We start from the raw sequence: 26,749 nt of genomic DNA on the forward strand, positions 1-26,749 counted from the left end.
GCAGGCGCCACCAGCGCGCTGTCGGGCCTGACGGTGACGGGCAACGACATCGCGGTGGCCAACATCGGTGGGGCAGCAGCCGGCGTGACCGGCGCAACAACGCTGACTGCCACCACCGCTGGCGCCGATACCGGTGAGATCAGCCTGAATGGCGCGCTGAATGTCAACACGCTCGCGCTGACAGCAGCGGCCTCCATTACACAGACGAATGCCCTCACGGCGACGTCACTGACTGCAACACTGACTGGTGCGACCAGTGCGCTCACCCTCAGCAATTCGGGCAATCAGATCACGACCTTGAACGCCGTCACCACGCCCGGAGGCTTCACACTCAACAACGGCAACAACAATGTGACGGTGGCCGGCAACATCACGGCTACCAACAATGCTGTGGCAATAGATGCGGGAACGGGAAGCTACACGCAGAACAACAATATCGATGTCACGGCGGGCAGCGGGCCCATCACGGTGACAGCCGATACGGTGACTATTGGTACAACGAATGCTGGCGGCAACGCGCTGGCCACCAGTGGCGTGCTGACCATCAAGGCCAAAACCGCAGCACGCGCAATGTCGCTGGCAGGCGCTTCGGGCTTTGATATTGCGGCCAACGAGATACTCGCGTTTGCAACGGGTGCCACCGGCCCCATCGTGATTGGCGATACCTCCAGCACCGGAGTCATGACGATAGGTGGCGCCATCGGCCTTGCCGGCAAAACCCTGACACTCAATGCTGGGTCGATCACCGACACCGGTACGCAAACAATCAGCGCCACCAACGTCACCCTCAACGCCAATGGCCAGATAGGCACCAGCAGTGCCAACGGCATTGACATTGCCGCGACCAATCTCAACGTCAAAACCACAGGCAATGCCAGCGCATTTGTGCGTACCGGCGCGATCAATCTGGGCGTGGGTACCAGCGGGTCAAATCTTGGGACCGGCACGCTTGACCTCACCGCCACCGGCGCAGTCACCCAGACAGCGACGACCGGCAATGTCACTGCCGGAACATTGCAGGTCAAGACCCTGGCCAATGCGGGCGCCGCAATCACGCTGACCAACAGCGGCAATAACGTGAGTGCGGTTAATTTGCAGTCCAGAAACCTGGCCGATGGTCTCAACGCGGCCGGCGCCATCCAGTACACGGACACCAATGGCTTTGACGTGGCCGCAGTAGCCACCACCGGCAACGCGACCCTCTCGGCTGGCGGCACGGTGACGCAATCGGGCGCGATCAGTGCATCGGGCCTGGCGTTGACTGGCACGGGCGGCAATCAGACCCTGCGCCACGCCAGCAATGCGGTGACCACACTGGCCGCCAACACCGGCAGCATCGATTACAGCCAGGCAGGCGCGCTGACCGTGGGCACCGTGGGCGGTGTGGTGGGCGTCACCACCGCAGTCGCCGCCAAAATAGAAACCACCGGCGCCGCGTCAGATCTCACATTGACCAATGCCGTCACTTCAAACGGCACCGGCGACGCCATTGTGCTCAAGGCGGGCAGCAGCAACTCAGCTGGAACCAGCACAGGCGGCAAGCTGGTCAACAGCGCGGGCGCCAGCGGCATTGTGGCCTCGGCTGGACGTTATCTGGTGTACAGCGGCGACCCTGGGACTACGACGGAAGGTGTGACGGGGGGTTACAGCAAGCGCTACAACACGTCCGCCAGCTTCACGCCCGGCGGAAGCGCCAACATGTTCCTGTACCGCATCGCGCCTACGCTGACTATTTCCAGCAACAACGCCAGCAAGATGTATGGCCAGGTCAACCCGGTGTTCACCGGAAACTCCAGCGGCTACATTGACGGCGATACCGCCGCCAGCGTGGGCGTCACGCGCACCAGCGCTGCAGTGTTCAACACACCCGTGGCGCAAAGTGGCATCGCCATCACCTCCGGCGCCACCAACAATGAGAACTACACCCTGGTGCTGAGCCACGGCGCCCTGGAGATCAAACGCGCGTCGATCAGCAGCGTCAGCGGTATCACCGCCAACAACAAGGTGGTGGACGGCAACACGAGCGCGACACTGAACACCGGCGCTGCGGGCTACGCCGGGCTGGTGGCCGGTGACGTTCTCTCGGTCGCCACGGCCAACGGCAACTTCGACACGCCTTTCGTTGGCGGTAACAAAACCGTGTTTGTTACCGGCATCACGTTGGGCGGCGCGGCAGCAGACAACTATGATCTGCTTGATAAAACCGCTACCACGCGGGCCAGCATCACCGACCTGTCAGGTGTTCCAGGCGCGTTGATCTTTGCGCCGCCGCCAACCCCGGTGTTCCGCGCCCGGACGGCCGGTCTGTCGGTGGCGGACGCCAATGCCTTGTTGGAAAGTACGCCAACCGCCTCAGGCGGTTGCGGTGCGTCAGGCGCGGCCGAGGGCTGCCTTTCCGTCAGTGCGCTTCGGGAAGCCACGGACCAGGCGCCGGGCCTCGTCTCGGTCACGGTGGCGGGTAATGGCGCTGGCTTCCAGTTTTCGCTGCCCTCCGGTGTGCTGGCGGGGGCAGCGGACAGCACCGTCCCGGTCGAAGTTGCTACGCTCGGTGGCCGTCCTTTGCCGGACTGGCTGCGGTTTGATGCCGACAAACAGGTGTTTGTCGCCAGCACGCCACCGCCCGGCGCTTTGCCCTTGCAGATTCGCGTCAGCAGGGGCGAGCGCTCCGCCATCGTGACCATCACCGAAGCGCAAGCCGGTACCCCCGCCTCTCGCGGCGTGGTTGTTCAGCGCCAAACTGACTCGCCAGCACGCACGCCAGGTTAGGCCACGAGCCTGGCTGTCAGAGTGTGAAAGGCCAGGAAGTGGTTTTGATGCGCAGCGGTACAGGCGTTTGCCGGTACGGCACGGCGTCCTGGCCCAGAATGCCGGCCGCCAGGGTTTGTGCCTGTCGCCCAATCGGCTCGATAAATCTGCTGACCTGCCCGTTGACGGAGATGCAGTCGCCCAGGGCGTGAATGCCCGCAACGCTGGTGGACAGCGTGTCGGGATCGACCACGATGCCCTGGCGCCAGGCCAGTCCGGCACTGCCTGCCAGTCGCCCCGGCGTTTCAAGCCCGGCGGCGACGATGATGTGGTCCACCCTGAACTGTTGGCCGCATTGCGTGCTGAGCTGTTTGGCAGGCTGGCCGGCCTCGGCAAGCCTGGTCACCTTGTCGATCTGTACCCCGCCAACAAAACGCAGCGGCAGGTCGCGCCAGGCATTGAGCAGTTGCTGCGACTGCGCTTCCGACAAACACGCGGCGAGTGGCCGGGCTTGCAGATCGAGCAAAGTGACCTGGTGGCCGGCCAGCGCCAGATCGTTGGCCAGTTCCGAGCCGATCAAGCCGGCCCCGACGATGGCAATGTGTTGCGTCGTGTCGCCCAGCGCTGCGCGAAATCGCGCGTAGGTCTGCAGATGGTTGATGCGCCAGCACAATGCAGCTGGCAACTGCGGCAGGCTGCGCGCCTGCGCGCCGTGCGCCAGCACCAGGTGCCGGTAACGCAGGGTGCCGCGGCTGGTACGCAACTGCCGGGTGGCCGTTGTGATGCTGACGGCCTGGGTATGCGACAGCAGGCGCACGCCCAGGCGCTGTGCTGCCTGCGCACCGCTTTCGCGGACAAGTTTGTCAACCGCCACGCCGCGCGCCATCGCCACTGACAGCATGGGTTTGTCATAGATGTCGCCATTGCAGGACGTGACCAGCGTGATCGGAATCCCGGCGTCACGTTCCCGCAGCGTCTGAGCCATCTGCCAGCCGGCTCGGCCTGCGCCCACGATGACCGTGCCTGCGTTGCGTCGCGCAGAACCCGCCCGCGCCGATGCCGTCGCGGGGCGCCGCGCCGAGGGAGCCGGCTGTTCGGCCACATAGGGCTCGAAGTCGGATTTGCTCACGCCACACAGCGGACAGGCCCAGTCCTCAGGAATGTCGGCAAAACGGGTGCCAGCGGCCAGGCCGCTGTCGGCGTCGCCTTTGGCCTCGTCATAAATCAGCCCGCAAGCGCGGCAGATGAACAGTTCCCAGGGCAGGCCGGAGGCATCGGTTGGCGCGGCAACAGACCGGTCTTGCGGCGGCAGGATCATGCCGGTTGCTCCTCGGCAGACAGGCGCGCTATTTCCTTGCGCAGGTGCTTGATCGCGGGCGTGACGATGGCAACAAAGTGCGACTCGCGCACACGCCGTTGCACGTCCGACGTCATCAGGTAACCGCGCGCGCCCTGATGCAAAAGCGCCGATTGTGCAGCGCGCAGCGCCAGCTCGGAGGCATGCGCACGCGCATCCAGCACATCGATCAAAAACTCGCGCTCGCTGCCAAAAGGCGTTTGCGCCAGGGTCATGATGCGCGTTGTCAGCACATCGAGTTCATCCTGCAGCGCATCGGGTCGGTCTTCGAGGAATTCATTGACATGACCGAGCTGGCGCTCCACCTTCCACATCGAGTCGATCGCGCCCTGCGCCACACCCAGGCCCATGCCGGTCTGCAGCAGGATAAATGCCGCGCGTATGCGGCCGATGAAGGGCCGCACCGGCTCGGCGATCAACTCCTTGGCACCCACAAAGTAGTCGGTCAGCCGCACCGCCCAGGTGTTGGTGCCCTCCATGGCCGAGAACGAGGGGCAGTTGCGCAACTCCACGCCAGCCGCGTCGCAGTGCACCAGGAACATGATTTCCTGCGCGCTGCCTTCCACATCCGCCACGGCGCCGAAATAGTGGTCTGGCCCCAGGTTGCTGACCCAGGGCAAGGTGCCGCTGACAAGGTGGCCGCCATCGACTTTGCGCGCGTGCAGCAAAAAGGTCTCGATGCCGGCAAAGGTTTTCATCGGATTGGACATGCCGGTGGCGCCCAGGGTCTGGCCCTTGCCGTGCCGCGCCAGCGCGGCGCCCGTCAGCGCCGGGTTGCCGGACTGCTCCATGTACACGCCGCAGACGTCATGGCACCAGACCATGAAGCCGGTAGCGCCACACACACGCGAGACCTCGGCCATGGCCTGGATCGCCAGGCCATAGTCGGCTGGCTGGTCCTCATGCGCGATGTGCGCGTTCAACGCACCCAGTTCGCCAAGACGTTGCAAAATGGACTTGGGGTAGATACCGCGCCGGTCGATGTCGTCAGCCAGTTCGGCCAGCGGGCCATCGGCCAGTGCCCGTACGGCGCTGACCAATGCAGTCGCTGGCGTGGGCACTGCCGGTTCCCGGTCGTCAGCAAGGGGTGTGCGGTCGAGAACTTCCATAAACGCTCCGGGTCAGATGACTGTTTCAGGCCAGTGCGATCTCGAATGGAATCGGATTGCGCATGCTGTTGGCCACCGGCGAATAGAAGTTCGCGTGTTGCACGATTTCGTCGAGCACCTCGCGGCTTGCATCGCCCTCGATCACCACCTTCACGCGAATCGCCTGGAAGCCCATCTCCGCCGCCTCCTTGATCGCACCGCCGGCGCCCCATGCGGCCGGGTTGCCGATGTCGCCTTCCATGAAAATTTCCAGCTTCGACAGCTTCACCTGTTTCCAGGTGGCCACGGCCGTGATGCCGACCGCCAGGCATCCGCCCAGCCCCGACAGCACAATTTCGCCGGGCGCCGGCGCGGTGTTTTCGCCGAACAGGTGCAGCGGTTCGTCGACCACCACCGGTGTGTGTTCACCCACGTAACTCAGCGAGCGATACATGCCCTGCATCACGGTGTGGACCTTGTTGGTGCCGCGCGAGGCGGGGTTGGCGCGGCCCTTGGCGGCAAAAGCCGCCAGGCCTTCGCCGTCAATGGGTTTGAGCCAGGCTTTCACGGTAGCGGTGGGTTCGATGACGGTGTCCATGGACATGGAAAGGTCTCCTGATTTATTGGAAAAAACTGAGAAAAAACGACGGCAACTCAGGCCGCCAGGGCCAGCGACGGCGGCTTGGTCTTCATCACGGGTGCGTCGGTCTCGATCGGCAGCGCGTCGTCCCGCGACCACTCGTTCCATGAGCCAAAGTACATGCGCACATCGCTGAAGCCAGCCTGCTTGAGTGCCAAAAAGGTATTCGACGCGCGCGCGCCCTTGAAGCAATACAGATAAACGGTGTCGTCGGTAGCAATGCCGGCAGTCGCGCATTCGGCCTGCACTTCCAGCGGCGACTTGAACACCGGGCCCTGCGCCGAAGGCTTCATGAAGCGGTACCACTCTATCCATTTGGCGCCGGGCAGTCGGCCCTTGCGCGGGGCAAAGTCCTTGCCGTAGGGTGAGGAGCTTTCACCGGTCCATTCGTCAATGTCGCGCACGTCAAGCAGGGCCACGTCGCTGCCCAGCGCTGCCGCCACATCATCCTTGGTCAGCATCACGTCGCTCATGGGCAGATCGGCCGGGAAGGTGGCGGCGACCGGCGTGGCCGCCTCGGTACTGACGGGCAGGCTGGCGGCTTTCCAGGCCGAGAAGCCGCCGTTGAGCACCTTGATCTTCGGGTAGCCCAGCCAGGTCAACAGGTAATAACCGCGGCAGGACTGGCCGTAACCGCTGTTCAGTGCGTCTTCGTAAAAAACGGCGGTTGCCTTGCCCGACAGGCCGACCGCGCCGAAGTGTTCGGCAAACGTGGACTTCAAGGCGGTCAGGCCTTCGGCCGTCGACGTGGCCAGGAAGGTGAAGATTTCGCGCATGTTGACGGCGCCGGGCAGGTGGCCGGCCGCATAAGCGTCAGCATCGCGTGTGTCGATGATGACCACCGCTTCGGTGCCCATCATGGCGGAGAGTTGTTCGGGGGAAACAAGAACGCTGTCGGTCGTCATGGCAATCTCCAGATGAGGTCACGGCACATGCCGTTGTGACTTCATTGCAACCCGCGTGCCAGTGTTTCGGTCTCCCGAAATTAAAGATCAAAACGCCCGCCAGCCCTTGCTCGACAAGCGCAAGCAGCTATCAAATTCGTAGCGAATAAATCTGGCGTCTCGCCAAACCATGACGCAATGTCTACAGATTGTCGACATTGTGCGTTCCCAGTTTGCGCAGCCGGTAGCTGTACTGGCGCACGGTCAGGCCCAGCGCCTGTGCTGCGCGGGACTGGTTGCCGCCGTGGTCCTTCAGCGCCTGTTGCAACTGGGCGGCAGGGTGCGACTGCACCGCCTGGTAGTCACGCACCACGGGCGGCGCCGCTGACTTCTGTCCCGCAGGCTGCGTCATGGTCTGGTTCAGCGCCTGGCTTTGCGTTTCCTGCGGCAGAAAGCGCGCCAGCTCCTCGCCCGACACCATGGCGCTGTCGGTCAGCAGCACCAGCCGTTCGATCACATTGCCGAGTTCGCGGATGTTGCCGGGCCAAGGGTGTTCCTCCAGCCGCGCCAGCGCCGCCGGTGACAGGTTGACATTGCGCTGGTTGGCCTGGTTGGTGCGGCTTAAAAAGTGCAGGGCCAGCGCACGGATGTCCTGCTGGCGTTCGCGCAGCGAAGGCAGGCGGATCGGGATCACATTGAGCCGGTAAAACAGGTCGCGCCGAAAAGTCCCGGCCAGCACGTCCTGCGCAAGGTCTCGGTTGGTCGCCGCCACCACACGCACCGCCACCTTGAGTTCGCGCTTGCCGCCCAGACGGACGATGGTGCCTTCCTGCAGCGTGCGCAACAGCTTGGTCTGCATGGCCAGCGGCATCTCGCCGATCTCGTCAAGAAATATCGTGCCGCGGTCAGCCTGCTCAAACCAGCCCGCACGTGCCGCCTGTGCGCCGGTGAAGGCGCCGCGTTCATAACCAAACAGCTCAGACTCGAACAGCGTGTCGGGAATGGCCGCGCAATTGACCTTGATAAAGGGCTGGTCGCGGCGTTGACTCGACAAATGCACCGCACGCGCAAACAGCTCCTTGCCGGTGCCCGATTCACCGAGCAGCAGTACGCTGGCGGTGGCCTCCGACACGCGTTCGAGTTCGCTGAGCGCCTGCAGCAGCGCCGGCGAGGTGCCGATGATGCCGTAACGCGCCGCGGCAGTTTCCAGCGCGCGGCTCAAAAGTTGGTTTTTGGCCTCCAGCGCGCGGGTTTTGTCAGCCACCAGCGCTTGCAGTTGCAGCAGTTGCCCGGCCAGCGTGGCCAGGATTTTCAGCACCGCCACATCGTCAGCGAGCTGCCGGTCGCGGCTGCGGATGCGATGGCAGGCGAGCACGCCGATCACCTCGCGGCCTGATGGGGAGCTTAGTTCGATCGGTAGCGCAATGAAGGCCACAGTGTCTGGCGGCAGATGCGCCCGTGCGACCGAGCGCGCCAGGAACTGTGGCTCGGCGTCAATGTCCTGCACGATGATGGGCTGCGCGGTGGCCAGCACCCGGCCGGTGATGCCTTCCCCCGGTCCGTAGCGCCCGCGCGCCATTTCTGCCCTGGTCAGCCCATAGGCATAACGGATGGCAGAGTCCGGCGCCGCAGCACCGGCAGCACGCGCGACCGGCTTGCGGTCGGCCAGGCCCTGCAGCGCAATGTCACCGACAAAGTCGGCCAGCACGATGCGGCCCCGGTTCAGTCCCAACAACTCCGACATCAGGTGCAGCATTTCGCGCAAAACGACCTCAGGCGCCAGGCTTTTGCCAATCAGGCGCATCACCTCGCTCATGAGCAGCAGCTCCTGGGCGCGCCATTGCGCCGCAGCGCCTGGTTTGGCCTGGGAGGACTGTGAGGAGGGCATGCTCCGGACTAGCAAAAAGCCAGCCATGGGCACAGCCCTGTTGCGGTTTTTTGCTTTATGGCGCAAAATGCGCCATAAAGGAACACATCGTGGCCACCCCGAGCAACTTCGCATCCGTCAAACTTCCCTTGAGTCTGGTCGAACAGGCACGGGAGGCGGCTCAGCCCTTGCGTCGATCAGCGGCAGGCCAGATCGAATACTGGGCCACTTTGGGCCGCGTCGTCGAGCATTCGGGCTTGACGGTCCAGGAAGCGCAGACAGCCATTGAGGTGTATGAGACTGCTGCACTCAAGGCGCGGCCCCACGCGAAAACGAAAGATGCACAGGCTGATGCGCTGATGACCCGCTTCATGGCCGTGGAGGCTGATGGAAGCCTGGCGCAGCATGTGCGCGATGTCATTGCCGCCAACCGAAGCAAGACATTGACCTGAGGTGGAGCAAGTCGCGCCGCTGCGCCCAAGGCGACGCAAGGGCAAGGATAAACCGGTCTTTTACTTGTTGGCAGGTCCCAATGGCGCCGGCAAGTCCACGCTGTATAAGGCGCTGCTGCAGGCAGGCACCATCCCAGACAGTGCTGAATTCGTTAACGCTGACTTGCATGAGGCGGCTCACCTGCAGCACTTAGCCGACCCGGAGCTTAGATCGGAAGAAGCCAGGCAATGGGCAGATGCGCGGCGTGCCGAATTGCTCAAGACAGGTCAATCGTTTGTCAGCGAAACGGTTTTCTCTCATGAGTCCAAGCTTGCGCTGATTGAAGGAGCACAGAAGCAGGGATTTTTTGTCATGTTGATAGTTGTGTGTCTGGACGATCCACAACGCCTGCTGGCACGGGTGGCCGATCGTGTCAAGGAGGGCGGGCATGCCGTGCCCGCCGACCGAATACTCGCCCGCTATCCGCGCACACTGGCCTATCTGGCGCTGGCCGTGCGCCAGGCGGACCTCGCCGTTTTGTACGACTCGCAGGACGTGAAACCCGGAACGCACACTGCGGTGGCCATCTGCAAGCGCGACTGGACCCAGGAGAAAGTTAGCCCATTGCCGGCTTGGGCGCAGAGGGTGCTGGGTGGACGAGCGGCGGCTTGATCACCCCCGCATCAGCGCCTCAATCTCATCGGCCTTCACCGGCACACCACGTGTCAACAAATCACAACCCTTGGCCGTGACCAGCGCGTCGTCCTCGATGCGGATGCCGATGTTCCAGAACTCCTTGGGCACACCCTTGGCCGGCCGCACGTAGATGCCGGGTTCGATGGTGGTGACCATGCCGGGCCGCAGGATGCGCGAAGGCTTGCGCATCACGGTCTGGCCGAGGGCGTCGCGCTCCTCGCGTGGCTTGCTGCCCGGCTCGGTGTAGTCGCCGCAGTCGTGCACGTCCATGCCCATCCAGTGGCCAGTGCGGTGCATGTAAAACTGGCGGTAGGCGCCGGACGCCAGCACGTCGTCGACCTTGCCGTGTTTCTTTTTATCGAGCAGGCCGGTGTCCAGCATGCCCTGGGCCAGCACGCGCGTCGCCGCGTCATGCGGGTCCATGAACCGTTTGCCGGGTTTGGTGACCTTGACGGCGGCATCCTGCGCGGCGAGCACGATGTCGTACAGCGTGCGCTGCGCCGGCGAGAACTTGCCGTTGGCCGGGAAGGTGCGGGTGATGTCGCTGGCGTAACCATCGAGCTCGCAGCCGGCGTCGATCAGGCAGAGGTCGCCGCTTTTCAGTTCGGCGTTGCCGGCGCGGTAATGCAACACGCAGGCATTGGCGCCGGCGGCCACGATGCTGGTGTAGGCCGGCCACTGCGAGCCATTGCGGCGGAACTCGTGCAGCAATTCGGCTTCCAGGTGGTACTCACGCAGGCCGCCGGGGACCGGCTGGCGCAGCATGGCGGCCGAGGTTTGCATGGCGCGCACATGGGCGGCCGCCGAAATTTTTCCGGCGCGCTTGAGAATCGCGACTTCATGCGCATCCTTGAACAGGCGCATCTCGTCAAGCACCTTGCACAGGTCGTGCTGGCTTTGCGGGCATTCGGCGCCGAAGCGGATGCGCGCACGCACCTTGCCCAGCCAGCCATCGACCTGCGTTTCAAGGCCGGCATGGGTGGCAAACGGGTACCAGACCGCCTTCTGGTTCTGCAGCAGCAAGGGCATTTTTTCGTCGAGCATGTCGGCGCTGAAGGCCGCGTCCACGCCCAACGCCCCCGGCGCCGCCTTGGGACCGAGCCGGATGCCGTCCCAGATCTCGCGCTCCAGGTCCTTGGGCCGGCAAAACAGCGTGCTGCGGCCGTCGGCGGTGATCACCAGCCAGGCGCCGGGCTCGCTGAAGCCGGTCAGGTAATAGAAATAGCTGTCGTGGCGATAAGCAAAGTCGCTGTCTCGGTTGCGCGCCACTTCGGGTGCGGTGGGCAGAACCGCGATGCCGCCACCGGCGGCCTTCAGGGCGCGGGCAACGGCGGCGCGGCGTTTTTCGTAAATGGTCATGGATGAAGCACGTTTCAGTAAGTGGAGTTCAATTCAGCCAGACGTTCGGGCGTGCCCACGTCGGTCCATGGGCCTGAATATAGCGCCGCTGAGACTTGCCCGTCCTGCATGGCCTGTCGCAGCAGGGGCGCCAGTGCGGCTTTTTGCCCGGCCGGCGTATCCCGGAACAGCGCCGGGTGGTACAGGCCCAGCGTGCTGTAGGTGAACTGTTGGGCCGCGCGAGACAGCGCCAGGCCGCTTTCGCTGATGCCAAAGTCACCCTTGGGGTTGTGTGGCGGATTCGGCACCAGATAAATATGGGCCAGCGCGCTGGAGGCTGCAAAGCGGTGTGCGTCGGACGCCGGAAAGCCGAACTCTGGCATGAACACATCGCCGGCCACCAGCCAGAACGGCGCGTCCTTTAGCAGCGGCAGGGCCGTCGCGATGCCGCCCGCGGTTTCCAGCGCGCCGCCAAACTGTGCACCCTCGTGCGAGTAACGAATATGCAGACCGAAGGCACTGCCATCACCCAGCGCTGCGGGGAACTGTTCCTCGAGCCAGGCGGTGTTAATCACCACCTCTTTCACGCCAGCGGAAGCCAGTTTTTCCAGGTGCCACGCAATCAGCGGCTTGCCTTGTACCTGCAACAAGGGTTTGGGCGTGGCGTCGGTCAGCGGGCGCATGCGTTCGCCGCGGCCGGCGGCCAGAATCAGGGCTTGCAGGGTCATGTTGCCGCTGATTATCCCCTTTTATGCATCAAATCGGCCTTTGGCCCATGTGGAATGGGCGCCAGCAGCTATTGAATTTATAGCGACCCCAACACAAGCGGTACGCGCCGACGCGCCGGCGACCGCAGCGAGGCGCATCCCGTAAAATCTGGGGTTTTCCCGTGTTCGCTGGCATGTCTCCATCGCCAGCCGGTTGCGGGAGCCGCCCCACGCCTCACTACCCACCTGGACCTCAAGTAAATGGCTGACACCACTTCCTCCCTCATGGCCAACGCCATCCGTGCCCTGGCCATGGACGCCGTGCAACAGGCCAACTCCGGTCACCCCGGCGCCCCGATGGGCATGGCCGACATGGCGGTGGCGCTGTGGGGCCGCCACCTCAAACACAGCCCGCACAACCCCGGCTGGTTCGACCGCGACCGTTTTGTGCTGTCCAACGGCCACGGCTCCATGCTGATTTATGCCCTGCTGCACCTGACCGGCTACGACCTGCCGATCAAGGAACTGAAAAACTTTCGCCAGTTGCACAGCAAGACCCCCGGTCATCCCGAGTTCGGCTACACCGCCGGCGTGGAAACCACCACTGGCCCGCTGGGCCAGGGCATCAGCAACGCGGTCGGCATGGCGCTGGCCGAAAAACTGATGGCGGCAGAATTCAACCAGGCCGACCACAGCATCGTCGATCACCACACCTATGTCTTCCTGGGCGACGGCTGCCTGATGGAAGGCATCAGCCACGAAGCCTGCGCGCTGGCTGGCGCCTGGAAGCTCAACAAACTGATCGCGCTGTACGACGACAACGGCATCTCCATCGACGGCCAGGTCGCGCCCTGGTTCATCGACAACACCCCGGTGCGTTTTGCGGCCTATGGCTGGAACGTGATTGGCCCGATCGACGGCCATGATGCCGACGCCGTGGACCGTGCGATAACCGACGCCAAAAACAGCGCCGACAAACCGACGCTGATCGTTTGCAAGACCCACATCGGCAAAGGCTCGCCGAACCGCGCCAACACCGCCAAGGCGCACGGCGAACCGCTGGGCGCCGAAGAGATCAAGCTGACGCGCGAAGCGCTGGGCTGGAACCATGCGCCGTTCGAGTTGCCCAAAGAGGCGCACGAAGCCTGGGACGCCAAGGCCAAAGGCCTGGCGCTGGAAGCCGCCTGGGACGCGAAATTCACCGCCTACAAGGTGGCGCATCCCGAGCTGGCGGCAGAATTCACGCGCCGCATGAAGGGCGAGCTGCCGCGCGCGTTTTCGCAGACTGCGGTCGATACCGTGGTCGGGGCCCACACCAAGGCCGAGACCGTGGCTTCCCGCAAGGCCTCGCAACTGGCCCTTGAAGCGTTCACTGCCAGCCTGCCGGAAATGCTGGGCGGCTCGGCCGACCTGACTGGCTCCAACCTGACCAACACCAAAAGCACGCCGGCGCTGCGTTTCGATCTGGCCGGTGACGTGGTGAAAAGCGATGCCGCCGATGGCAGCAAGCTTATCGGCCGCCACATCAACTACGGTGTGCGCGAGTTCGGCATGGCCGCCATCATGAACGGTATCGCGCTGCATGGCGGCTACATTCCCTACGGCGGCACCTTCCTGACCTTCAGCGACTACAGCCGCAACGCCATTCGTATGGCAGCGCTGATGAAAATCCGCGTGGTGCATGTGTTCACCCATGACTCGATCGGCCTCGGCGAAGACGGCCCTACCCACCAGTCGATCGAACACGCCGCCAGCCTGCGCCTGATTCCCAACCTCGACGTCTGGCGTCCGGGCGACACGGCTGAAACCGCCGTGGCGTGGGCCGTGGCCCTGCAGAACAAAAACAAGCCGACGGCCCTGCTGCTGAGCCGCCAGAACCTGCCGTATGCGCCGAAAAACGACCTCGGCGAGATCAGCCGCGGCGCCTATGTGTTGTCCGAGCCGGCTGAAGTCGGCTTGAATAAAAAGGCCCAGGCCGTGATCATCGCGACCGGCTCTGAAGTCCAGCTCGCGCTGAAGGCCCAGGAACTGCTGGCCACTTACAAAATCGCCGTGCGTGTGGTCTCCATGCCCAGCAACACCACCTTCGACAAACAGGCCACTGCCTACAAGTCGCAGGTGCTGCCCGAAGGCATTCCGCGCATCGCCGTTGAGATGGGTGTGACCGACGGCTGGTGGAAATACGGCTGTGCAGCAGTAGTCGGCATCAATTCCTACGGCGAATCCGCTCCCGCTCCGGTATTGTTCAAACACTTCGGTTTCACGCCCGACAACGTGGCCGACACGGTTCGCAAGGTATTGAAAAAATAGACAAAAACTGTCGTCCCGTGCTCGACCCGGGATCCAGGCCCCGATGCCTGGATTGCGGATCAGGTCCGCAATGACAATCCCACAGAATTCAACTTCCAGGAGCAAAGCAGATGACGATCAAACTAGGTATCAACGGCTTCGGCCGTATCGGGCGCAATGTCTTGCGCGCAGCTGTGCAGAATTTCAGCGACATCGAGATCGTCGGCATCAACGACCTGCTCGAGCCCGACTACCTCAAGTACATGTTGCAGTACGACTCGGTGCATGGCCGCTTCAAGGGTGATGTGTCGGTCGAGGGCAACACCCTGATCGTCAACGGCAAGAAAATCCGCCTGACGCAGGAGCGTGACCCGGCTGCGCTCAAGTGGAACGAGATCGGCGCCGACATCGTGCTCGAAGCCACCGGCCTGTTCCTGGACAAGGCCTCCGGTGAAAAACACCTGGCTGCCGGCGCCAAAAAAGTTATCTTCTCGGCGCCGTCGAAAGACGATACCCCGATGTTTGTTTACGGCGTCAATGACAAGACCTATGCCGGTCAGGCCATCATCTCCAACGCGAGCTGCACCACCAACTGCCTGGCGCCGATTGCCAAAGTGCTCAACGACAAGTGGGGCATCAAGCGTGGCCTGATGACCACGGTGCACGCAGCGACCGCCACCCAGAAAACCGTGGACGGCCCGAGCAACAAGGACTGGCGCGGCGGCCGCGGCATTCTGGAAAACATCATTCCCTCGTCCACCGGCGCAGCCAAGGCGGTCGGTGTGGTGATCCCCGAGCTCAACAAAAAGCTCACCGGCATGTCCTTCCGTGTGCCGACCTCCGATGTGTCGGTGGTGGACCTGACCTGCGAGCTGAACAAGGAAGCCACGCTCAAGGAAATTTGCGCCGAAATGAAAGCGCAAAGCGAGGGCGCGCTCAAGGGCATCCTCGGCTACACCGAAGACAAGGTGGTGGCTACCGACTTCCGCGGCGAGACCTGCACCAGCGTGTTTGACGCTGACGCCAGCATTGCACTGGACGGTACCTTCATCAAGGTGGTCGCCTGGTACGACAACGAATGGGGTTACTCGAACAAGTGCCTGGAAATGGTGCGCGTGGTCGCGAAGTAATTCGCCGGAGCACCCAATAAAAAAGCGCCTTCGGGCGCTTTTTTATTGGGCAATCGACAAGGCACTGCCGACTCCTTCGCACAACAGGCAAACCCTCGGAGTATTGACGACCTGTGGCTGCCCACGTATGGTTGCCCGATGCCGGGCCCATGCAGCGCGGCGCAGGGGGGCGTCATGCAGGATCCGGCGTTTCGGGAGTGGCTGGTCGGCAAAAGCTGGGCGCAGGGCGTGCGTTACAGCAAGGTCGTGGCGTGTCTGCTGCCACCCGCCGCCCTGGCCGTTCATGCGCCGTCCATCTCCGTTGGTTGGGATGCGTTACCGGCCGCCTCCTTGTGGTTGCTGGGCTGGCAGATCACCGCCGAACTCTTTTTTCTCGGTATTGTTGCCACCGACCGCCTGTTGCCGCCATCGCGCAGCCGCGAAGTTCCGCTCTACCTGGCCTGCATCGGTGCGGTGGCGCTGGCGACCTGGATAGGCGCGGCGGCGGCCTGGCGACGCGGTGACCTGTCGATCTACGCCGCCGGGCTGACCTTTGTCGCGACCGTGATGTGCACGCCGCATCCTGTGCGCCGCCCCCTGTACCTGTTCAGCTTTGCCGTGCTGGGGCTTGCCGCGGTCTGGCGGTACGGCGACGCGGCCCGTGTGCTGGCAATGCTTGTCAACCCCTTTTGTGTGGTGGTTCTGTGTTTGGAGCTGGACAAGTTCACCTACGCGCGTAACCTCGAACTCTTCACCGAGACACGCCGCGCTGAGACCGAACGCGCCCGTGCCGACCAGGTGCTTTACAACGTGCTGCCGGCCCCGATTGCCGAGGAACTCAAGCGCGACGGCAAGGTCAAGGCGGTCAAATTCGAAAACATGGGCGTGTTGTTCGCCGACATTGCCGGCTTCACCCGTTTCTCGCGGACCTTGCCACCCGATGCGCTGGTACTGGTGCTCAACGACATCTTCTCTGCCTTCGATGAACTCGTGGAGCGGCACGCGCTGGAGAAAATCAAGACCATCGGTGACGCCTACATGGTGGTGTCGGACCAGCGGCTGGACAGCCTGGCGCAACTGGCCCTGGACATGAACGAAGCCTTGCAGCGCTACAACCGCATCAACGGAACCCGGCTGGGCATGCGCATTGGCATCCACGCCGGTCCGGCGGTCGCCGGGGTCATCGGTGTGAAACGCTTTCTCTACGATGTCTGGGGTGACACCGTCAACGTGGCCAGCCGCATGGAAAGTACGGGCGCGACCGGTGCCATCCATGTGACCGAAGCCGTGTATCTGCAAACACGCGGGAAGTTTGAATTCAGCGCGCGCGAAGCCCTGGAGATCAAGGGCGGCGGCAGCTTGTCCACATACTGGGTGCTGGGTCCAGTGACTCCGGTCGGCGGCAAGCAGTCTGGCGCGCCGTTGTCATTCGGCCCTGCCGAGGCGCCCGCGGTCAGCTAGCCTGTTCGCCAGCGCGGCCCTCACCGCCGGCCACTCGCTGTCGAGGATGGAAAAGTAGACCATGTCGCGCCTGCGCCCTGACGCCGCCATCAGGTGTTGGCGGAAGACACCTTCCTCGACCGCACCGAGGCGCGCCAGCGCCTGCCGCGACTGCTGATTGAGCACCTCGGTCTTGAAGACCACCCGGATCAGGTTCAGGCTTTCAAACGCGTACGTGAGCAGCAACAGCTTGGCCTCGGTGTTGGCGCCGCTGCGCTGGCAGGCAGGCGAGAACCAGGTCGCGCCGATTTCCAGTCGCCGGTGCGGCAGTGCGATGTCCATGTAGCGCGTGCTGCCGATCACCTCGTCATCGCTCTGGCGCACGATGGCAAAGGGCAGGCTCAGGCCGCGCTGCTGCTCATCCAGCGCCTGCACCACATAGGCCCGCATGTCGTGTTCGTCGTTGATGGCCGCAGGCTGCAGCCGCCAGAGTTCCGGAAACAGGCCCGCCCGCGCCAGCCCCGGCACATGGTCCAGGGTCAAGGGCTCCAGCCGGATGTGCATACCAGACAGGACAACGGGGGAAGGCGACACGGCCAGCACCCGTCAGCGTGCCAGTACCAGGGTCAGGCTGACCACGGCGATGACGGCTACCAGCGCCGTCACACCGGCCAGCGCCAGCACGCGGATGCGGTTGGTCTCGGCGCGACGGATCAGCTGGGTGTTCTGCTCGGCCAGCGCCTTGATCAGCTCTGACGATGCGAGCATCTGTTCGTGCAGGTCGAGGGTGGCGCTTTCCAGTGCCAGCACATGGGCCTGCAGCGCAGCAATGGCCTGGCCCTCCGGCGAAAGTTGCACACCTGTGCCGGTGTTTGCGGGCGGGACCGGCGGCGGTTTCTTGCCGACAGCATGCCAGAGTTTTTTGGCGCCGTCGGCGACCTTGGGCGCATTTTTGATCACGTCCGACCAGGGAACCATCTGTAACACCGCCAGCCAGCCAATCGCCATAAATCGCCTCTTGAGAAATGTGGCACCGGTGAGTGCCATCGCCGCCCGCCTGCAGGGGCCCAACCAGTTTACTTGCCCACATCACTGCACCCGCAGCACCAGCGGCGCCGCGGGTTCGGTCATGCCTCAGGTGCTGGAAGGTGGCAACTTGTCTACCGGTCGCTCCTTGCGCCCGCCCGGATGCACCGCAAACCGTGCCGGGTCGCGGCCGTGCACCGGCGTGTCGCTGTCAAACGACCAGCCGCCGAATTGCGTGCGCTGGTATTCGGCCATGGTCTGCGCGATCTCGGCCTGTGTGTTCATCACGAAGGGGCCGTACTGCGCCACCGGTTCCGCAATCGGTTTGCCCTGCAGCAGCAAAAACTCACCTTCGGCATCGCCGTTGACCAGCTCAACCGCAACATCGGCGCGGATCTCGATGGCCGACGGGCTGCGGATGTCCTGGCCGCCGATGGCTACCGAGCTGCCCTTGAAGAAATAGAGCTGGCGGCGCGTGCCGGTGCCTGCGGCGGCCGGCACAGTCCAGCGTGCGCCCGGCGCCATGCGCAGTGTCCAGATCGCCACGTCGGCCTCCGCCTGCGCGGCCCAGGAGTCAGGGGGTGGCGCGAGCGGCGAGTCAGTACCCTGCAAGCGCCCGGCGATCACTGCAACCTCGGTGCTGCGCCCCGCGTCGTCCGTGGCGGTCACGCGCGGAATGTCCTGCGACCAGAACATGGTGAAGTGCGGCGCGCTCATCTTGCTGCGCGCAGGCAGGTTCAACCAGATCTGGAACAGCTCCAGCGGGTTGTCGTTGAGGGGGTCGAGCAGCGGAAACATTTCTGCATGCACGATGCCTTTGCCGGCCGTCAGCCACTGCACATCGCCGCCGCCGAAACGCGCAGTTGCACCCAGCGAATCTGAATGGTCGACCAGGCCTTTGCGCACGATGGTCACCGTCTCAAAGCCGCGGTGCGGGTGCGGCGGAAAGCCGGGTACCTTTTCGCCGTGATACATGCTCCAGCCGTCCCTGCGGCTGAAGTCCTGGCCGATGGCGCGGCCAGCCAGCGAGGCCGCCGGCCCCATGGCGGCATTGGCCCGCGGGTAAGCGTCGTCGTGGTAGGCGCAAAATAAAAACGGATCCATGGTTTCCCATGGGAAACCAAGGGGCTTGACCTGGACAATCGGGGTGTTTGCGGGGGTGGCAGACATGGCAGTGGCTTTCGGACGTGGGTGGCTCAATCAGCAAAGATGTGCTTTCCCGGACCGGATTTCAAGGGCTGGTCAGCAGATACTGCTGCCGATTCGGGACAGACTGCGGTGCAGCCGTCCTACAGCAGGCGCGTTGTGCGGGGCCTATCTTCAACGTTCGTCCTTTGCATCTGCCAGAAATAATTTTGGAAGTTCATGGCCGAGGCAGAAAAAACTGCCTGCGCATTTCACGCGCATGTTTCGCTCAACTCCTAAGGACTCCCCATGAAATATTCCATCTTGCTGGCCGCCCTGGTCGCTACCCTTGGCCTGACCGCTTGTGAGCGTACCGTTGTTACGCCAACCCCTGCTGTTGTAACCGTGCCTGGTCCTGCGGGCCCTGCTGGCGCCACCGGCAGTACCGGCAGTACCGGTTCTACAGGTTCTACCGGTTCCACGGGTTACACCGGTGCGACTGGTTCTACCGGTGCCACTGGTTCCACTGGCCCTAGCGGCGGTGCAACTGGTGCCACAGGCGCTACCGGTGCCACCGGTGCTACCGGCGCAACGGGCACTATGGGCTCTACTGGATCGACCGGTGCCAAGGGCGCAACCGGCGACACCGTGATTGTTGTTCCAGCCAAGTAAGCCTTAGCATCGGGCCGTCTGCGGACGGCGCCAAGCGCAAAAAAGCGCCAGCCACTTCGGTGACTGGCGCTTTTGTCGTTTGTGCGCTTCCGGCTCAGGCCTTGAGCTTCCAGCCGGTTCGGAAAATCCACCACACCGCACCCAGGCACAGCGCCAGGAAGCCGAGAATGGCCGCTACGCTGATGCCGACGTTGACATCGGCCACGCCGTAAAAACTCCAGCGGAATCCGCTGATCAGATAGACCACCGGGTTGAACAGCGCGATCTTCTGCCACAGCGGCGGCAGCATGTTGATCGAGTAAAACGCGCCGCCCAGAAAGGTCAGCGGTGTCACCACCATCAGGGGCACGATCTGGAGCTTCTGGAAGTTGTCAGCCCAGAGCCCGATGATGAAACCAAACAGGCTGAAGGTCAGCGCGGTCAGCAGCAAAAAGCAGAGCATCCAGAACGGGTGGACGATGCTGTAGGGAACAAACAGCCGCGCCGTCGCAAGAATCAAGAGACCCAGCAGCACCGACTTGCTCGCGGCTGCGCCTACATAACCCATCACCACCTCAATCGACGACACCGGTGCCGACAGCAGCTCATAAATCGTGCCCGACCATTTCGGCATGTAGATGCCGAAGGCAGAGTTGGAGATACTTTCGTTGAGCAGCGACAGCATGATCAGGCCGGGGATGATGAAGGCCCCATAACTGATGCCGTCAATGTCGCCCATGCGTGAGCCGATGGCCGCGCCGAACACCACGAAGTAGAGCGAGGTCGAGATCACCGGCGAGGCAATCGACTGTGTCAAGGTGCGGAACGTGCGCGCCATTTCAAAACGGTAAATCGCGCGGATCGCGTGCCAGTTCATGCGGCCTCCTTGAGCTTGCCGGCCTGATCGCCGGCATGGACCAGGCTCACGAAAATATCTTCCAGCGAACTCTCGCTCGAATGCAGGTCCTTGAAGTCGATGCCCAGCGCAGCCAGCCGTTTGAGCAGCTCGCCGATGCCGGTTTCCTCCTGCTGTGTGTCGAAGGTGTAGATCAGCGTGTTGCCGCCATCGCCGAGTTCCAGCGGCAAGCCGGCCAGCGCCTCGGGCATAGCCTGCAGCGGCGCGCGCAGTTGCAGCGTGAGTTGCTTCTTGCCGAGTTTGCGCATCAGCACCACCTTGTCTTCCACCACAATCAGCTCGCCCTTGCGAATGACGCCGATGCGGTCGGCCATTTCCTCGGCCTCCTCGATGTAGTGCGTGGTCAGGATGATGGTGACGCCGCTGTCGCGCAGCTTGCGCACCATCTCCCACATGCCCTGGCGCAATTCGACATCGACGCCGGCAGTCGGCTCGTCAAGAAACAATATCTGCGGTTCGTGCGACAGCGCCTTGGCAATCAGCACCCGGCGTTTCATGCCGCCCGACAGCGTCATGATCTTGCTGTCCTTCTTGTCCCAGAGCGACAGGTCGCGCAGCACTTTCTCAATGTGCGCCGGGTTGGGTGCTTTGCCGAACAGGCCGCGGCTGAAACTCACGGTGGACCAGACGGTTTCAAACGCGTCGGTCGAGAGCTCCTGCGGCACCAGGCCGATCTTGGCCCGCGCCGCACGGTAGTCGCGCACGATGTCGTGCCCGTCGGCCTTCACCGTGCCCGAACTGGGCTGGACAATGCCGCAAACGATGTTGATCAGTGTGGTTTTGCCGGCGCCGTTGGGCCCGAGCAGCGCGAAGATCTCACCGCGCCGGATGCGAAGGTCCACTGACTTGAGGGCTTCAAAGCCCGAAGCGTAGACCTTGCTGAGCTTTTCGATGGAAATGATGTCTGGCAAAGCGGGGTTCCGGTTGATGCGGGCGCCATGATGCCGCGCCAGCCTGCGCCACTGTAACTGGATCGCATGAAATCTGCTGGCGCCGGCGTGGCACCGCTACTTCACGCGCCGGTAAGTCGCCGTCATGAAACGCTTCCAGCTACCGTCCGGTTGCAGGGTTTGCGAATGGAGCGTACGTTCGTCCCTGCTGATGATCGTGATCACGTCCTGGTATTTCGCCGTGGTGCCGTCGCCCGTGAAGCTCGGGCCTTCGGTGTCCAGCGCCAGCACTTTTTTGGCGGCGTCGAGTTGGCCCTCGTAGAAAAACATGCCGGGCATCATGGAGCCTGCCCAGCTCCCGACAAATTTCTTCTTCTCGATGTCATAACCGAGCGTCATCAGCATGAAGCCGGTATCGGCGCTGCCGGGCATCTCACCCTCACCTTCGGAGACCACAAAAAAGCCGCCCAGTGCGCGCACATGCTCCTTGCCCGTGGTCCGGCTGGCGGGTTGGTCCGGACCCATGTCGCATTCGCCGACCATGGTCCAGTCGCCCAGCATCTGCTGTAGCCACACATGTTCCTGTTGAGGTTTCGCGTCCATCATTTTCTTATCTCCTTGGGTTGTTGACAGGGGTTACTGCCGTTCACAGGTAGCCGGTGATGGGGGGCGGGTTGGCCCAGTCGTCATGGGCGCCGTCTTCGTAGCGTATCGGTGCGGCCGTCAGCTCATGGGGTTCGACGTCGTCCAGGCAGGCCACATTCACGCAAAAGAAGTCGCCGCCCATGACGGGTTCGCTGGCGCTGACGAAAGCGTAAACGCCGCAGGTCTTGCAAAAGGTGTGGTCAATCGAGCCCTCGCCGAAGCGGTAGTGCGTCAGGTTTTCCGCCCCTTCAAGCAGCCGGAAAGCTTCGGACGGGACGTGGTTCTTCCACATCCGGGTCTTGCCGCAGAACGAGCAGTTGCAGCGCAGCGTCGATGCGAACCACGGGCCAGGCCGAACTTGAGGTGAGCGCTGGCCTGCCGGCGCGAGGTCGATGTCGCACGCAAACTTGACCGCGCCGCAGTGGCAACTTCCGTGTCGGGTCTGAATCACTGTGGTGCTCCCGGAGTCAGGCCGACGCGGTCATGACCATCCAGGGCACGCCGAACCGGTCGCGCAGCATGCCGAAAGAGGAGGTCCAGAAAGTTTTGGTCAGGGGCATCTGCACGCTGCCGCCTGCGGACAGCGCGTCGAACAGGCGTTTTGTCTCCCCGTCGCTGTTGGCACTCAGCGCCAGTGTGACGCCTTTGAATTCGGCGGTTCCCGGCCCCATGCCGTCGTCGGCCATGAGGCTGGTTTCGCCAATTTTGAAAGCGGCATGCATGATCTTTTTCTCGTAGCCGGGCGGTCCCTTCATTTCCGGGTCGGGGCTGTCACTCCAGCGCATCAAGGTGGTCACTTCGGCGCCGGCGCTCTTTTTGTAGAACTCCAGCGCTTCTTCACAGCGCCCTTCAAACGAAAGATAGGATTGGACTTTCATCAAATTCTCCTGGGAGTGGTTTGGGTTGGAAAAATAAAAGTGACGCTGCAGGCCGTCATACAGCCGCAAGTTCTCCGTCACCCTGGGTTCATATGGCCTCCGCCAGCCCGGCGGGTTCGGCCAGATCAGGGAAAGGTTCGCGCCAGGCCGGCAGCGTATTCATTTGCGCATGCCAGCGCCGGATCTCGGGAAAATCCTGCAACGGCAGCTGCGCCTGCTGCGCGTACGGCAGCGTGATGGCGACGGCAAAGTCCGCAACGCTCAGGGCATCACCCAGCAGGTAGCTGCGGCCGCGCAGATGTGCTTCCAGCACGGCGGCAAAACCCAGGAAACCTTGCGTGGCTTTCTGCACCTCGCCGGGGTCGGGCCCGCCCATGCCGAAACGCGACTTGATCACGTGTTCGAAGTACAGCGTGCCGGCCTGCGGCGCAAACGCGGTGGCGTCCCACATCAGCCAGCGCAGCACCTCGAACTGGCGAGCGTCCGTGGGCCACAGGTCGGAGCCGGCCTTGCGCGCCAGGTAACACAGGATGGCGTTGGACTCCCACAGCGTGACGGCGCCGTCCACCAGCACCGGCACCTTGCCATTCGGGTTCATGGCTAGAAAAGCCGGCGTCTTGTGTTCGCCCTTGCCCAGGTTCACGTGGACAAATTCCACCGGCAGGTCCAGGTGGCGCGCCAGCGCGCAGACCTTGCGCGGATTCAGCACGTCGAAGTAATAAAGCTTCATGCCGACCCTCCGGCTTCTTGATAGGCCTGCTGCAGCCTGGGGCCGTCCAGCTTGATCATCTGCATCATCACTTTCATGACATGTTCGACCTTGCGCGGGTCCTTGTCGGCCAGCACCGTGCGCATCACGCTGGGCACGATTTGCCAGGACACACCGAATTTGTCGGTCAGCCAGCCGCAGGCCTGCACGCTGCCGCCCGCCGACAATTTGTCCCAGAGTTCATCCACTTCATCCTGCGTCGGGCAGTCGACCATCAGCGACATGCCGGGCGCGAAGCCGAAGTCCTGGCCCGCATTGAGCACAAAGAAGGTCTGGCCGGCGATCTCGAAACTCCCGGTCATGAAGCTGCCCTTGGGGACCGGGGCGCCCTCGCCATAACGCTGGGTCGCTCCCGCCTTGGCGTTTCTGAACACCGAGGTGTAGAACTTCAGCGCGTCTTCGGCCTGGTCCTTGAAGGTCAGGAAGGGGGTGATTTTCTGCATGTCTGTTCTCCTTGTGAAAGCCGGTCAGGTGCGCGCCGAATATCTCGGGCTGTCTTGTCCCAGCTTGAGAACAAGGTTATTGTGTACACCGTCCACAAAAGAATAACAAAGATAATGGACACTGTCCACATTAATTCGTAACAAGCCATGAACAGCCCGTCCGAGCCCCCGGCCACCCCCGCCGCCCGCAGCACCTATCGCCATGGTGACCTGCGGCGTGTGCTGCTAGAAGCCGGCATTGAGCTGGCGCGGGCTGGCGGGCCCGACGCCGTGGTGCTGCGTGAAGCCACGCGCCGCGCCGGCGTCGCGCCAAATGCCGCCTACCGCCACTTCGCCGGCCGCGACGCCTTGTTGCAGGCGGTACGCGCCGCGGCTTTGTCGGCGGTGGCCGGCGCGATGGAAGCCGAGCTGGCCGCTTTGCCCTCCCATCTGGCGCCGGCAGACTTCGCCCGCGCCAGCGTGCGCGCCGTTGGCACCGGCTACCTGCGCTTCGCACTGGGCGAACCCGGCCTGTTCCGCACCGCCTTTGCGCGCTCCGACGTGCTGATCCAGGCCACCCCCGAGGCGCCGACCGCCGGCCCCGGCGGGCTCAATCCCTTCGAACTGCTGGGCGCCGCGCTGGACCGGCTGGTGGCGGCCGGCGTGATGCCGCCGGAGCGCCGGCCCGGCGCCGAATACCTCGCCTGGTCGGCGGTGCACGGACTGGCCATGCTGGTGGTGGACGGTCCGCTGGCCCCGGTGATCGGCCCGCAGATGGCGCAGATTGGTCAGCGGCTGATCGACATGGTGGAAAAGGGGCTGTAGCCGCGGTTTTAAGCCAAAGCGGGCACTGGCCCATGTCCGTCATGGGGGAGCAGCTATCAAATCAGGAGCAATAGCAGATTGCCCGCATGGATCCCGGATCAGGTCCGGGATGACAAGTCAGGAACCAGCAGACTTCTCTCAAAGGGTTTTCTTCGGCACAAAACCAATCACCAGACCTCGGGCCGTCACCGTGATCGCGCCGGGCTCCAGGCCCAGGCCATCGGCCAGCATCAGGTCTTTTGGCTGCAGCTTGTGCAGCACCACTTCAAGCAGCGACTGCTCGGCCAGCGACGGACCGTAGGCCTGTAGCAGAGCGGCAGGCCCTGGCGGCAGGCCGGACAGGCTCAGGGTGTTGACCTTGAGTTTGTGCGCGCGTATCGACTGGTCGCTGGCTTCGTAACGCAGCGCAAAGTCCACGTCGAAGTTGCCGCTACTGCTGCTGGACAGTGCCGGGCCGGCGGCATCGACCACCATCACGGTGCCCAGCCGGTTCTGCTCGGGCAGCAGGCGCAGCCGCGGTGGCTGCAGCGTCAGCGCCAGCAGCCCGCCGACGGGGTAACGCATCGGAAATTTTTCGGCCACCGCCTGCTGCAATTGCGCGCTGGTCACGGTGTAGCTGGGCTGTGCGTGCGCGCTGGTTGCGGCCACGACGAACGCGGTCGGTAGTAACAACAGCCACTGTCTGCGTTTCATGGGTTTCCTCAAAGTGCAAGTCTGTCAGATGGCGAGCTTGCCTGATCGTTCCCTGCGCGCGTGTGGTGTTTCTTCCCGTCTTCATGTTGACCACATCTGGTAACGCAAAGACATCTGCCGCGCACATGACTACATGGCCGCATGACCCTCGCACCGCTTAATGAATGCTTGCGGCTGCATCTGGCCGTCCATTCAGGAGATTCACCATGATGATCAAGACCACATTGCTGCTGATTGCCGCCGCCGGCCTGACGGGTTGCGCCGTCTACCCCGCCTACCCCGCCGCGCCCTACGGCGCGGTGTATGAGCCGGCTCCTGTGTATGTGACGCCAGCGCCGGTATTCATAGGCGGGGCGGTGCACCTCGGTCATCCGCGCGGCTACAGCCGCCCGCATCCACACGGGCATCGCCCTCATCATCCGCATCTGCACAGACCGGGCCGGCATCACCACTGAATGCGAACCGCATGTAAAGCGGGTGTGCAGGTTGCAACGGTATGTGTTCAAGGTCAACAGCACAGTTGGCTGCCCCGTTGAACATCTGGTCATGTGACATCACCCTGATGACTCAAACCGTTTTCAAAGGACTTCCATGAACAAATTACTCGCTACCCTGATGACCACCCTGATCGCCGGCGCCGCATTTGCGCAAACCCCGGCACCGGTGACGCCTGCCGTGCCTGCCACGCCTGCGGTCGTCAAGGCCGAGGCCAAAGCCGAAAAATCTGTTGCTGCTGCCGTGAAAAGCGAAGCCAAGGTCGACGCCAAAGCCGACGCCAAGGTTGACAAGGCCGAAGCCAATGCCGCCGAAAAGAAAACCAAGGCGCTGACCAAATCAGCCACCACCAAGGCCAAGGCTGATGCCAAAGTTGTCAAGGCCGACGCCGAAGACAAGACCAGCGCCATGGCCAAAGCTGAAAAAACCGATGCCAAGGCCGATCTCAAAGCCGACAAAGCCGTGATCAAGGCCGACACCAAGGTCGACACCGTGCGTATCAAAGCCGCAGGCGACAAAGCCACCGCCAGCGCAGAAACTGCTGGCGTCAAGGCAGAAGCCAAGGCCGACGTGAAAGCCGCCGGCAGCAAGTAAATGCTCCAAGGGGGTTGCGGGTTCGTCCCGTGACGCCTTTTTGAAAGACAGGCTCCGGCCTGTCTTTTTTTATGGCGGCATGGGTCCACCACAATTCCTGTATGGTCGGCGCATGCGCATCCTCCTCACCCTTGTGCTGCTCAGCGCCGCGCTGGCTGCTGCGCAGACAACACCACCCGGAAAGCCGCAAGACGCGCTGGCCCTGGCGGTCCGCTCCCAGGCCGTGCT

General features: G+C 63.2%; 28 protein-coding genes. 10 read left to right on the forward strand and 18 right to left on the reverse strand.

Features of this window, described 5'->3' with window-relative positions:
• Nucleotides 1-2,766, forward strand: a 2,766-nt coding sequence (locus ACH2CW_RS07905; RefSeq protein WP_395056833.1) for a beta strand repeat-containing protein, incomplete at its 5' end; no start/stop codon positions are given.
• 16 nt (nt 2,767-2,782) lie between these two features.
• Here ACH2CW_RS07905 and ACH2CW_RS07910 read toward each other — a convergent pair.
• From ACH2CW_RS07910 to ACH2CW_RS07930, 5 genes are all read right to left on the reverse strand, one after another.
• Entirely contained in the window at nt 2,783-4,063 is a 1,281-nt protein-coding gene (locus ACH2CW_RS07910; RefSeq protein ID WP_395056835.1) for an FAD-dependent oxidoreductase, read from the reverse strand.
• Nucleotides 4,060-5,211 (reverse strand): acyl-CoA dehydrogenase family protein, encoded by a 1,152-nt coding sequence (locus ACH2CW_RS07915; RefSeq protein ID WP_395056837.1) that lies wholly within the window; start codon nt 5,209-5,211, stop codon nt 4,060-4,062. Before ACH2CW_RS07915 ends, ACH2CW_RS07910 begins: the two co-directional genes overlap by 4 nt.
• A 25-nt stretch (nt 5,212-5,236) precedes the next feature.
• The gene (locus ACH2CW_RS07920; protein WP_395056839.1) at nt 5,237-5,794 is read right to left on the reverse strand and encodes an OsmC family protein; all 558 of its coding nucleotides are present in this window, start codon (nt 5,792-5,794) and stop codon (nt 5,237-5,239) included.
• 50 nt (nt 5,795-5,844) lie between these two features.
• Entirely contained in the window at nt 5,845-6,735 is an 891-nt protein-coding gene (locus tag ACH2CW_RS07925; protein WP_395056841.1) for a sulfurtransferase, read from the reverse strand.
• A 181-nt stretch (nt 6,736-6,916) separates the two neighbouring features.
• Nucleotides 6,917-8,602, reverse strand: coding sequence for a sigma 54-interacting transcriptional regulator (locus tag ACH2CW_RS07930; protein WP_395056843.1), 1,686 nt, complete (start codon nt 8,600-8,602; stop codon nt 6,917-6,919).
• 89 nt (nt 8,603-8,691) lie between these two features.
• On the opposite strand from ACH2CW_RS07930, the gene ACH2CW_RS07935 reads away from it, so the two are divergent.
• Nucleotides 8,692-9,033: a hypothetical protein gene (locus tag ACH2CW_RS07935; RefSeq protein ID WP_395056845.1), complete on the forward strand. Its 342-nt coding sequence runs from the start codon at nt 8,692-8,694 to the stop codon at nt 9,031-9,033.
• Nucleotide 9,034: 1 nt separating this feature from the next.
• The gene (locus ACH2CW_RS07940; protein ID WP_395056847.1) at nt 9,035-9,685 is read left to right on the forward strand and encodes a zeta toxin family protein; all 651 of its coding nucleotides are present in this window, start codon (nt 9,035-9,037) and stop codon (nt 9,683-9,685) included.
• Here ACH2CW_RS07940 and ACH2CW_RS07945 read toward each other — a convergent pair whose 3' ends face one another.
• A complete protein-coding gene (locus tag ACH2CW_RS07945) occupies nt 9,686-11,068 on the reverse strand; it encodes an aminopeptidase P N-terminal domain-containing protein (RefSeq protein ID WP_395056849.1) in 1,383 nt (460 codons plus the stop codon). It lies immediately after the preceding gene.
• 14 nt (nt 11,069-11,082) lie between these two features.
• Entirely contained in the window at nt 11,083-11,775 is a 693-nt protein-coding gene (gene murU / locus ACH2CW_RS07950) for an N-acetylmuramate alpha-1-phosphate uridylyltransferase MurU (RefSeq protein ID WP_395056851.1), read from the reverse strand.
• A 240-nt stretch (nt 11,776-12,015) separates the two neighbouring features.
• Between murU and tkt the strand changes: the two genes are divergently transcribed.
• The 3 genes from tkt (at nt 12,016) to ACH2CW_RS07965 (ending at nt 16,613) form a co-directional block, all read left to right on the forward strand.
• On the forward strand, nt 12,016-14,064 hold the full coding sequence (gene tkt / locus ACH2CW_RS07955) for a transketolase (RefSeq protein ID WP_395056853.1): 2,049 nt from the start codon (nt 12,016-12,018) through the stop codon (nt 14,062-14,064).
• A gap of 110 nt (nt 14,065-14,174) precedes the next feature.
• Nucleotides 14,175-15,173 (forward strand): type I glyceraldehyde-3-phosphate dehydrogenase, encoded by a 999-nt coding sequence (gap, locus tag ACH2CW_RS07960; RefSeq protein WP_395056855.1) that lies wholly within the window; start codon nt 14,175-14,177, stop codon nt 15,171-15,173.
• Between the two features lie 174 nt (nt 15,174-15,347).
• Entirely contained in the window at nt 15,348-16,613 is a 1,266-nt protein-coding gene (locus ACH2CW_RS07965) for an adenylate/guanylate cyclase domain-containing protein (protein ID WP_395056857.1), read from the forward strand.
• Here the strand turns inward: ACH2CW_RS07965 and ACH2CW_RS07970 are convergent.
• The 3 genes from ACH2CW_RS07970 to ACH2CW_RS07980 form a co-directional block, all read right to left on the reverse strand.
• The gene (locus tag ACH2CW_RS07970; protein WP_395056859.1) at nt 16,578-17,186 is read right to left on the reverse strand and encodes a GNAT family N-acetyltransferase; all 609 of its coding nucleotides are present in this window, start codon (nt 17,184-17,186) and stop codon (nt 16,578-16,580) included. The two genes, ACH2CW_RS07965 and ACH2CW_RS07970, sit on opposite strands and share 36 nt — an antisense overlap.
• Before the next feature lie 12 nt (nt 17,187-17,198).
• Entirely contained in the window at nt 17,199-17,639 is a 441-nt protein-coding gene (locus ACH2CW_RS07975) for a hypothetical protein (protein WP_395056861.1), read from the reverse strand.
• A gap of 87 nt (nt 17,640-17,726) precedes the next feature.
• A complete protein-coding gene (locus ACH2CW_RS07980) occupies nt 17,727-18,788 on the reverse strand; it encodes a pirin family protein (RefSeq protein WP_395056863.1) in 1,062 nt (353 codons plus the stop codon).
• Between the two features lie 264 nt (nt 18,789-19,052).
• Here ACH2CW_RS07980 and ACH2CW_RS07985 point away from each other — a divergent pair, with 264 nt between their 5' ends.
• Nucleotides 19,053-19,415: a collagen-like protein gene (locus ACH2CW_RS07985; RefSeq protein WP_395056865.1), complete on the forward strand. Its 363-nt coding sequence runs from the start codon at nt 19,053-19,055 to the stop codon at nt 19,413-19,415.
• A 94-nt stretch (nt 19,416-19,509) separates the two neighbouring features.
• Here the strand turns inward: ACH2CW_RS07985 and ACH2CW_RS07990 are convergent, their stop codons facing one another.
• The 7 genes from ACH2CW_RS07990 to ACH2CW_RS08020 form a co-directional block, all read right to left on the reverse strand.
• Nucleotides 19,510-20,271, reverse strand: a complete 762-nt coding sequence (locus ACH2CW_RS07990; RefSeq protein ID WP_395056867.1) for an ABC transporter permease — start codon at nt 20,269-20,271, stop codon at nt 19,510-19,512.
• Complete coding sequence (locus ACH2CW_RS07995; protein WP_395056869.1) at nt 20,268-21,221, reverse strand: ABC transporter ATP-binding protein; 954 nt, start codon at nt 21,219-21,221, stop codon at nt 20,268-20,270. The genes ACH2CW_RS07990 and ACH2CW_RS07995 overlap by 4 nt, the downstream gene beginning before the upstream one ends.
• Before the next feature lie 96 nt (nt 21,222-21,317).
• Nucleotides 21,318-21,803 (reverse strand): DUF1579 domain-containing protein, encoded by a 486-nt coding sequence (locus ACH2CW_RS08000; protein ID WP_395056871.1) that lies wholly within the window; start codon nt 21,801-21,803, stop codon nt 21,318-21,320.
• A 43-nt stretch (nt 21,804-21,846) separates the two neighbouring features.
• Nucleotides 21,847-22,296, reverse strand: a complete 450-nt coding sequence (locus tag ACH2CW_RS08005) for a GFA family protein (RefSeq protein ID WP_395056873.1) — start codon at nt 22,294-22,296, stop codon at nt 21,847-21,849.
• Between the two features lie 16 nt (nt 22,297-22,312).
• The gene (locus tag ACH2CW_RS08010; protein WP_395056875.1) at nt 22,313-22,723 is read right to left on the reverse strand and encodes a VOC family protein; all 411 of its coding nucleotides are present in this window, start codon (nt 22,721-22,723) and stop codon (nt 22,313-22,315) included.
• An 88-nt stretch (nt 22,724-22,811) separates the two neighbouring features.
• On the reverse strand, nt 22,812-23,453 hold the full coding sequence (locus ACH2CW_RS08015) for a glutathione S-transferase family protein (RefSeq protein ID WP_395056877.1): 642 nt from the start codon (nt 23,451-23,453) through the stop codon (nt 22,812-22,814).
• Complete coding sequence (locus tag ACH2CW_RS08020; protein WP_395056879.1) at nt 23,450-23,935, reverse strand: VOC family protein; 486 nt, start codon at nt 23,933-23,935, stop codon at nt 23,450-23,452. Before ACH2CW_RS08020 ends, ACH2CW_RS08015 begins: the two co-directional genes overlap by 4 nt.
• A 147-nt stretch (nt 23,936-24,082) precedes the next feature.
• Here ACH2CW_RS08020 and ACH2CW_RS08025 point away from each other — a divergent pair, with 147 nt between their 5' ends.
• Nucleotides 24,083-24,739, forward strand: coding sequence for a TetR/AcrR family transcriptional regulator (locus tag ACH2CW_RS08025; protein WP_395056881.1), 657 nt, complete (start codon nt 24,083-24,085; stop codon nt 24,737-24,739).
• Between the two features lie 138 nt (nt 24,740-24,877).
• Here the strand turns inward: ACH2CW_RS08025 and ACH2CW_RS08030 are convergent, their stop codons facing one another.
• Nucleotides 24,878-25,432 (reverse strand): DUF1439 domain-containing protein, encoded by a 555-nt coding sequence (locus tag ACH2CW_RS08030; protein ID WP_395056883.1) that lies wholly within the window; start codon nt 25,430-25,432, stop codon nt 24,878-24,880.
• A 206-nt stretch (nt 25,433-25,638) separates the two neighbouring features.
• On the opposite strand from ACH2CW_RS08030, the gene ACH2CW_RS08035 reads away from it, so the two are divergent.
• The gene (locus ACH2CW_RS08035; protein ID WP_395056885.1) at nt 25,639-25,887 is read left to right on the forward strand and encodes a hypothetical protein; all 249 of its coding nucleotides are present in this window, start codon (nt 25,639-25,641) and stop codon (nt 25,885-25,887) included.
• A gap of 136 nt (nt 25,888-26,023) precedes the next feature.
• The gene (locus ACH2CW_RS08040) at nt 26,024-26,521 is read left to right on the forward strand and encodes a hypothetical protein (RefSeq protein ID WP_395056887.1); all 498 of its coding nucleotides are present in this window, start codon (nt 26,024-26,026) and stop codon (nt 26,519-26,521) included.
• The last annotated feature ends 228 nt before the right edge of the window (nt 26,522-26,749 follow it).

This window comes from Polaromonas sp., assembly GCF_043778355.1.
Classification (GTDB): Bacteria; Pseudomonadota; Gammaproteobacteria; order Burkholderiales; family Burkholderiaceae_C; genus Polaromonas.

Coding starts and splice junctions, on each gene's coding strand:
- ACH2CW_RS07910 (WP_395056835.1), bottom strand. CDS start 4,063: ATGATCCTGCCGCCGCAAGACCGGTCTGTTGCCGCGCCAACCGATGCC.
- ACH2CW_RS07915 (WP_395056837.1), bottom strand. CDS start 5,211: ATGGAAGTTCTCGACCGCACACCCCTTGCTGACGACCGGGAACCGGCA.
- ACH2CW_RS07920 (WP_395056839.1), bottom strand. CDS start 5,794: ATGTCCATGGACACCGTCATCGAACCCACCGCTACCGTGAAAGCCTGG.
- ACH2CW_RS07925 (WP_395056841.1), bottom strand. CDS start 6,735: ATGACGACCGACAGCGTTCTTGTTTCCCCCGAACAACTCTCCGCCATG.
- ACH2CW_RS07930 (WP_395056843.1), bottom strand. CDS start 8,602: ATGCCCTCCTCACAGTCCTCCCAGGCCAAACCAGGCGCTGCGGCGCAA.
- ACH2CW_RS07945 (WP_395056849.1), bottom strand. CDS start 11,068: ATGACCATTTACGAAAAACGCCGCGCCGCCGTTGCCCGCGCCCTGAAG.
- murU (WP_395056851.1), bottom strand. CDS start 11,775: ATGACCCTGCAAGCCCTGATTCTGGCCGCCGGCCGCGGCGAACGCATG.
- tkt (WP_395056853.1), top strand. CDS start 12,016: ATGGCTGACACCACTTCCTCCCTCATGGCCAACGCCATCCGTGCCCTG.
- gap (WP_395056855.1), top strand. CDS start 14,175: ATGACGATCAAACTAGGTATCAACGGCTTCGGCCGTATCGGGCGCAAT.
- ACH2CW_RS07965 (WP_395056857.1), top strand. CDS start 15,348: ATGCAGGATCCGGCGTTTCGGGAGTGGCTGGTCGGCAAAAGCTGGGCG.
- ACH2CW_RS07975 (WP_395056861.1), bottom strand. CDS start 17,639: ATGGCACTCACCGGTGCCACATTTCTCAAGAGGCGATTTATGGCGATT.
- ACH2CW_RS07980 (WP_395056863.1), bottom strand. CDS start 18,788: ATGTCTGCCACCCCCGCAAACACCCCGATTGTCCAGGTCAAGCCCCTT.
- ACH2CW_RS07985 (WP_395056865.1), top strand. CDS start 19,053: ATGAAATATTCCATCTTGCTGGCCGCCCTGGTCGCTACCCTTGGCCTG.
- ACH2CW_RS07990 (WP_395056867.1), bottom strand. CDS start 20,271: ATGAACTGGCACGCGATCCGCGCGATTTACCGTTTTGAAATGGCGCGC.
- ACH2CW_RS08000 (WP_395056871.1), bottom strand. CDS start 21,803: ATGGACGCGAAACCTCAACAGGAACATGTGTGGCTACAGCAGATGCTG.
- ACH2CW_RS08010 (WP_395056875.1), bottom strand. CDS start 22,723: ATGAAAGTCCAATCCTATCTTTCGTTTGAAGGGCGCTGTGAAGAAGCG.
- ACH2CW_RS08015 (WP_395056877.1), bottom strand. CDS start 23,453: ATGAAGCTTTATTACTTCGACGTGCTGAATCCGCGCAAGGTCTGCGCG.
- ACH2CW_RS08020 (WP_395056879.1), bottom strand. CDS start 23,935: ATGCAGAAAATCACCCCCTTCCTGACCTTCAAGGACCAGGCCGAAGAC.
- ACH2CW_RS08025 (WP_395056881.1), top strand. CDS start 24,083: ATGAACAGCCCGTCCGAGCCCCCGGCCACCCCCGCCGCCCGCAGCACC.
- ACH2CW_RS08030 (WP_395056883.1), bottom strand. CDS start 25,432: ATGAAACGCAGACAGTGGCTGTTGTTACTACCGACCGCGTTCGTCGTG.
- ACH2CW_RS08035 (WP_395056885.1), top strand. CDS start 25,639: ATGATGATCAAGACCACATTGCTGCTGATTGCCGCCGCCGGCCTGACG.
- ACH2CW_RS08040 (WP_395056887.1), top strand. CDS start 26,024: ATGAACAAATTACTCGCTACCCTGATGACCACCCTGATCGCCGGCGCC.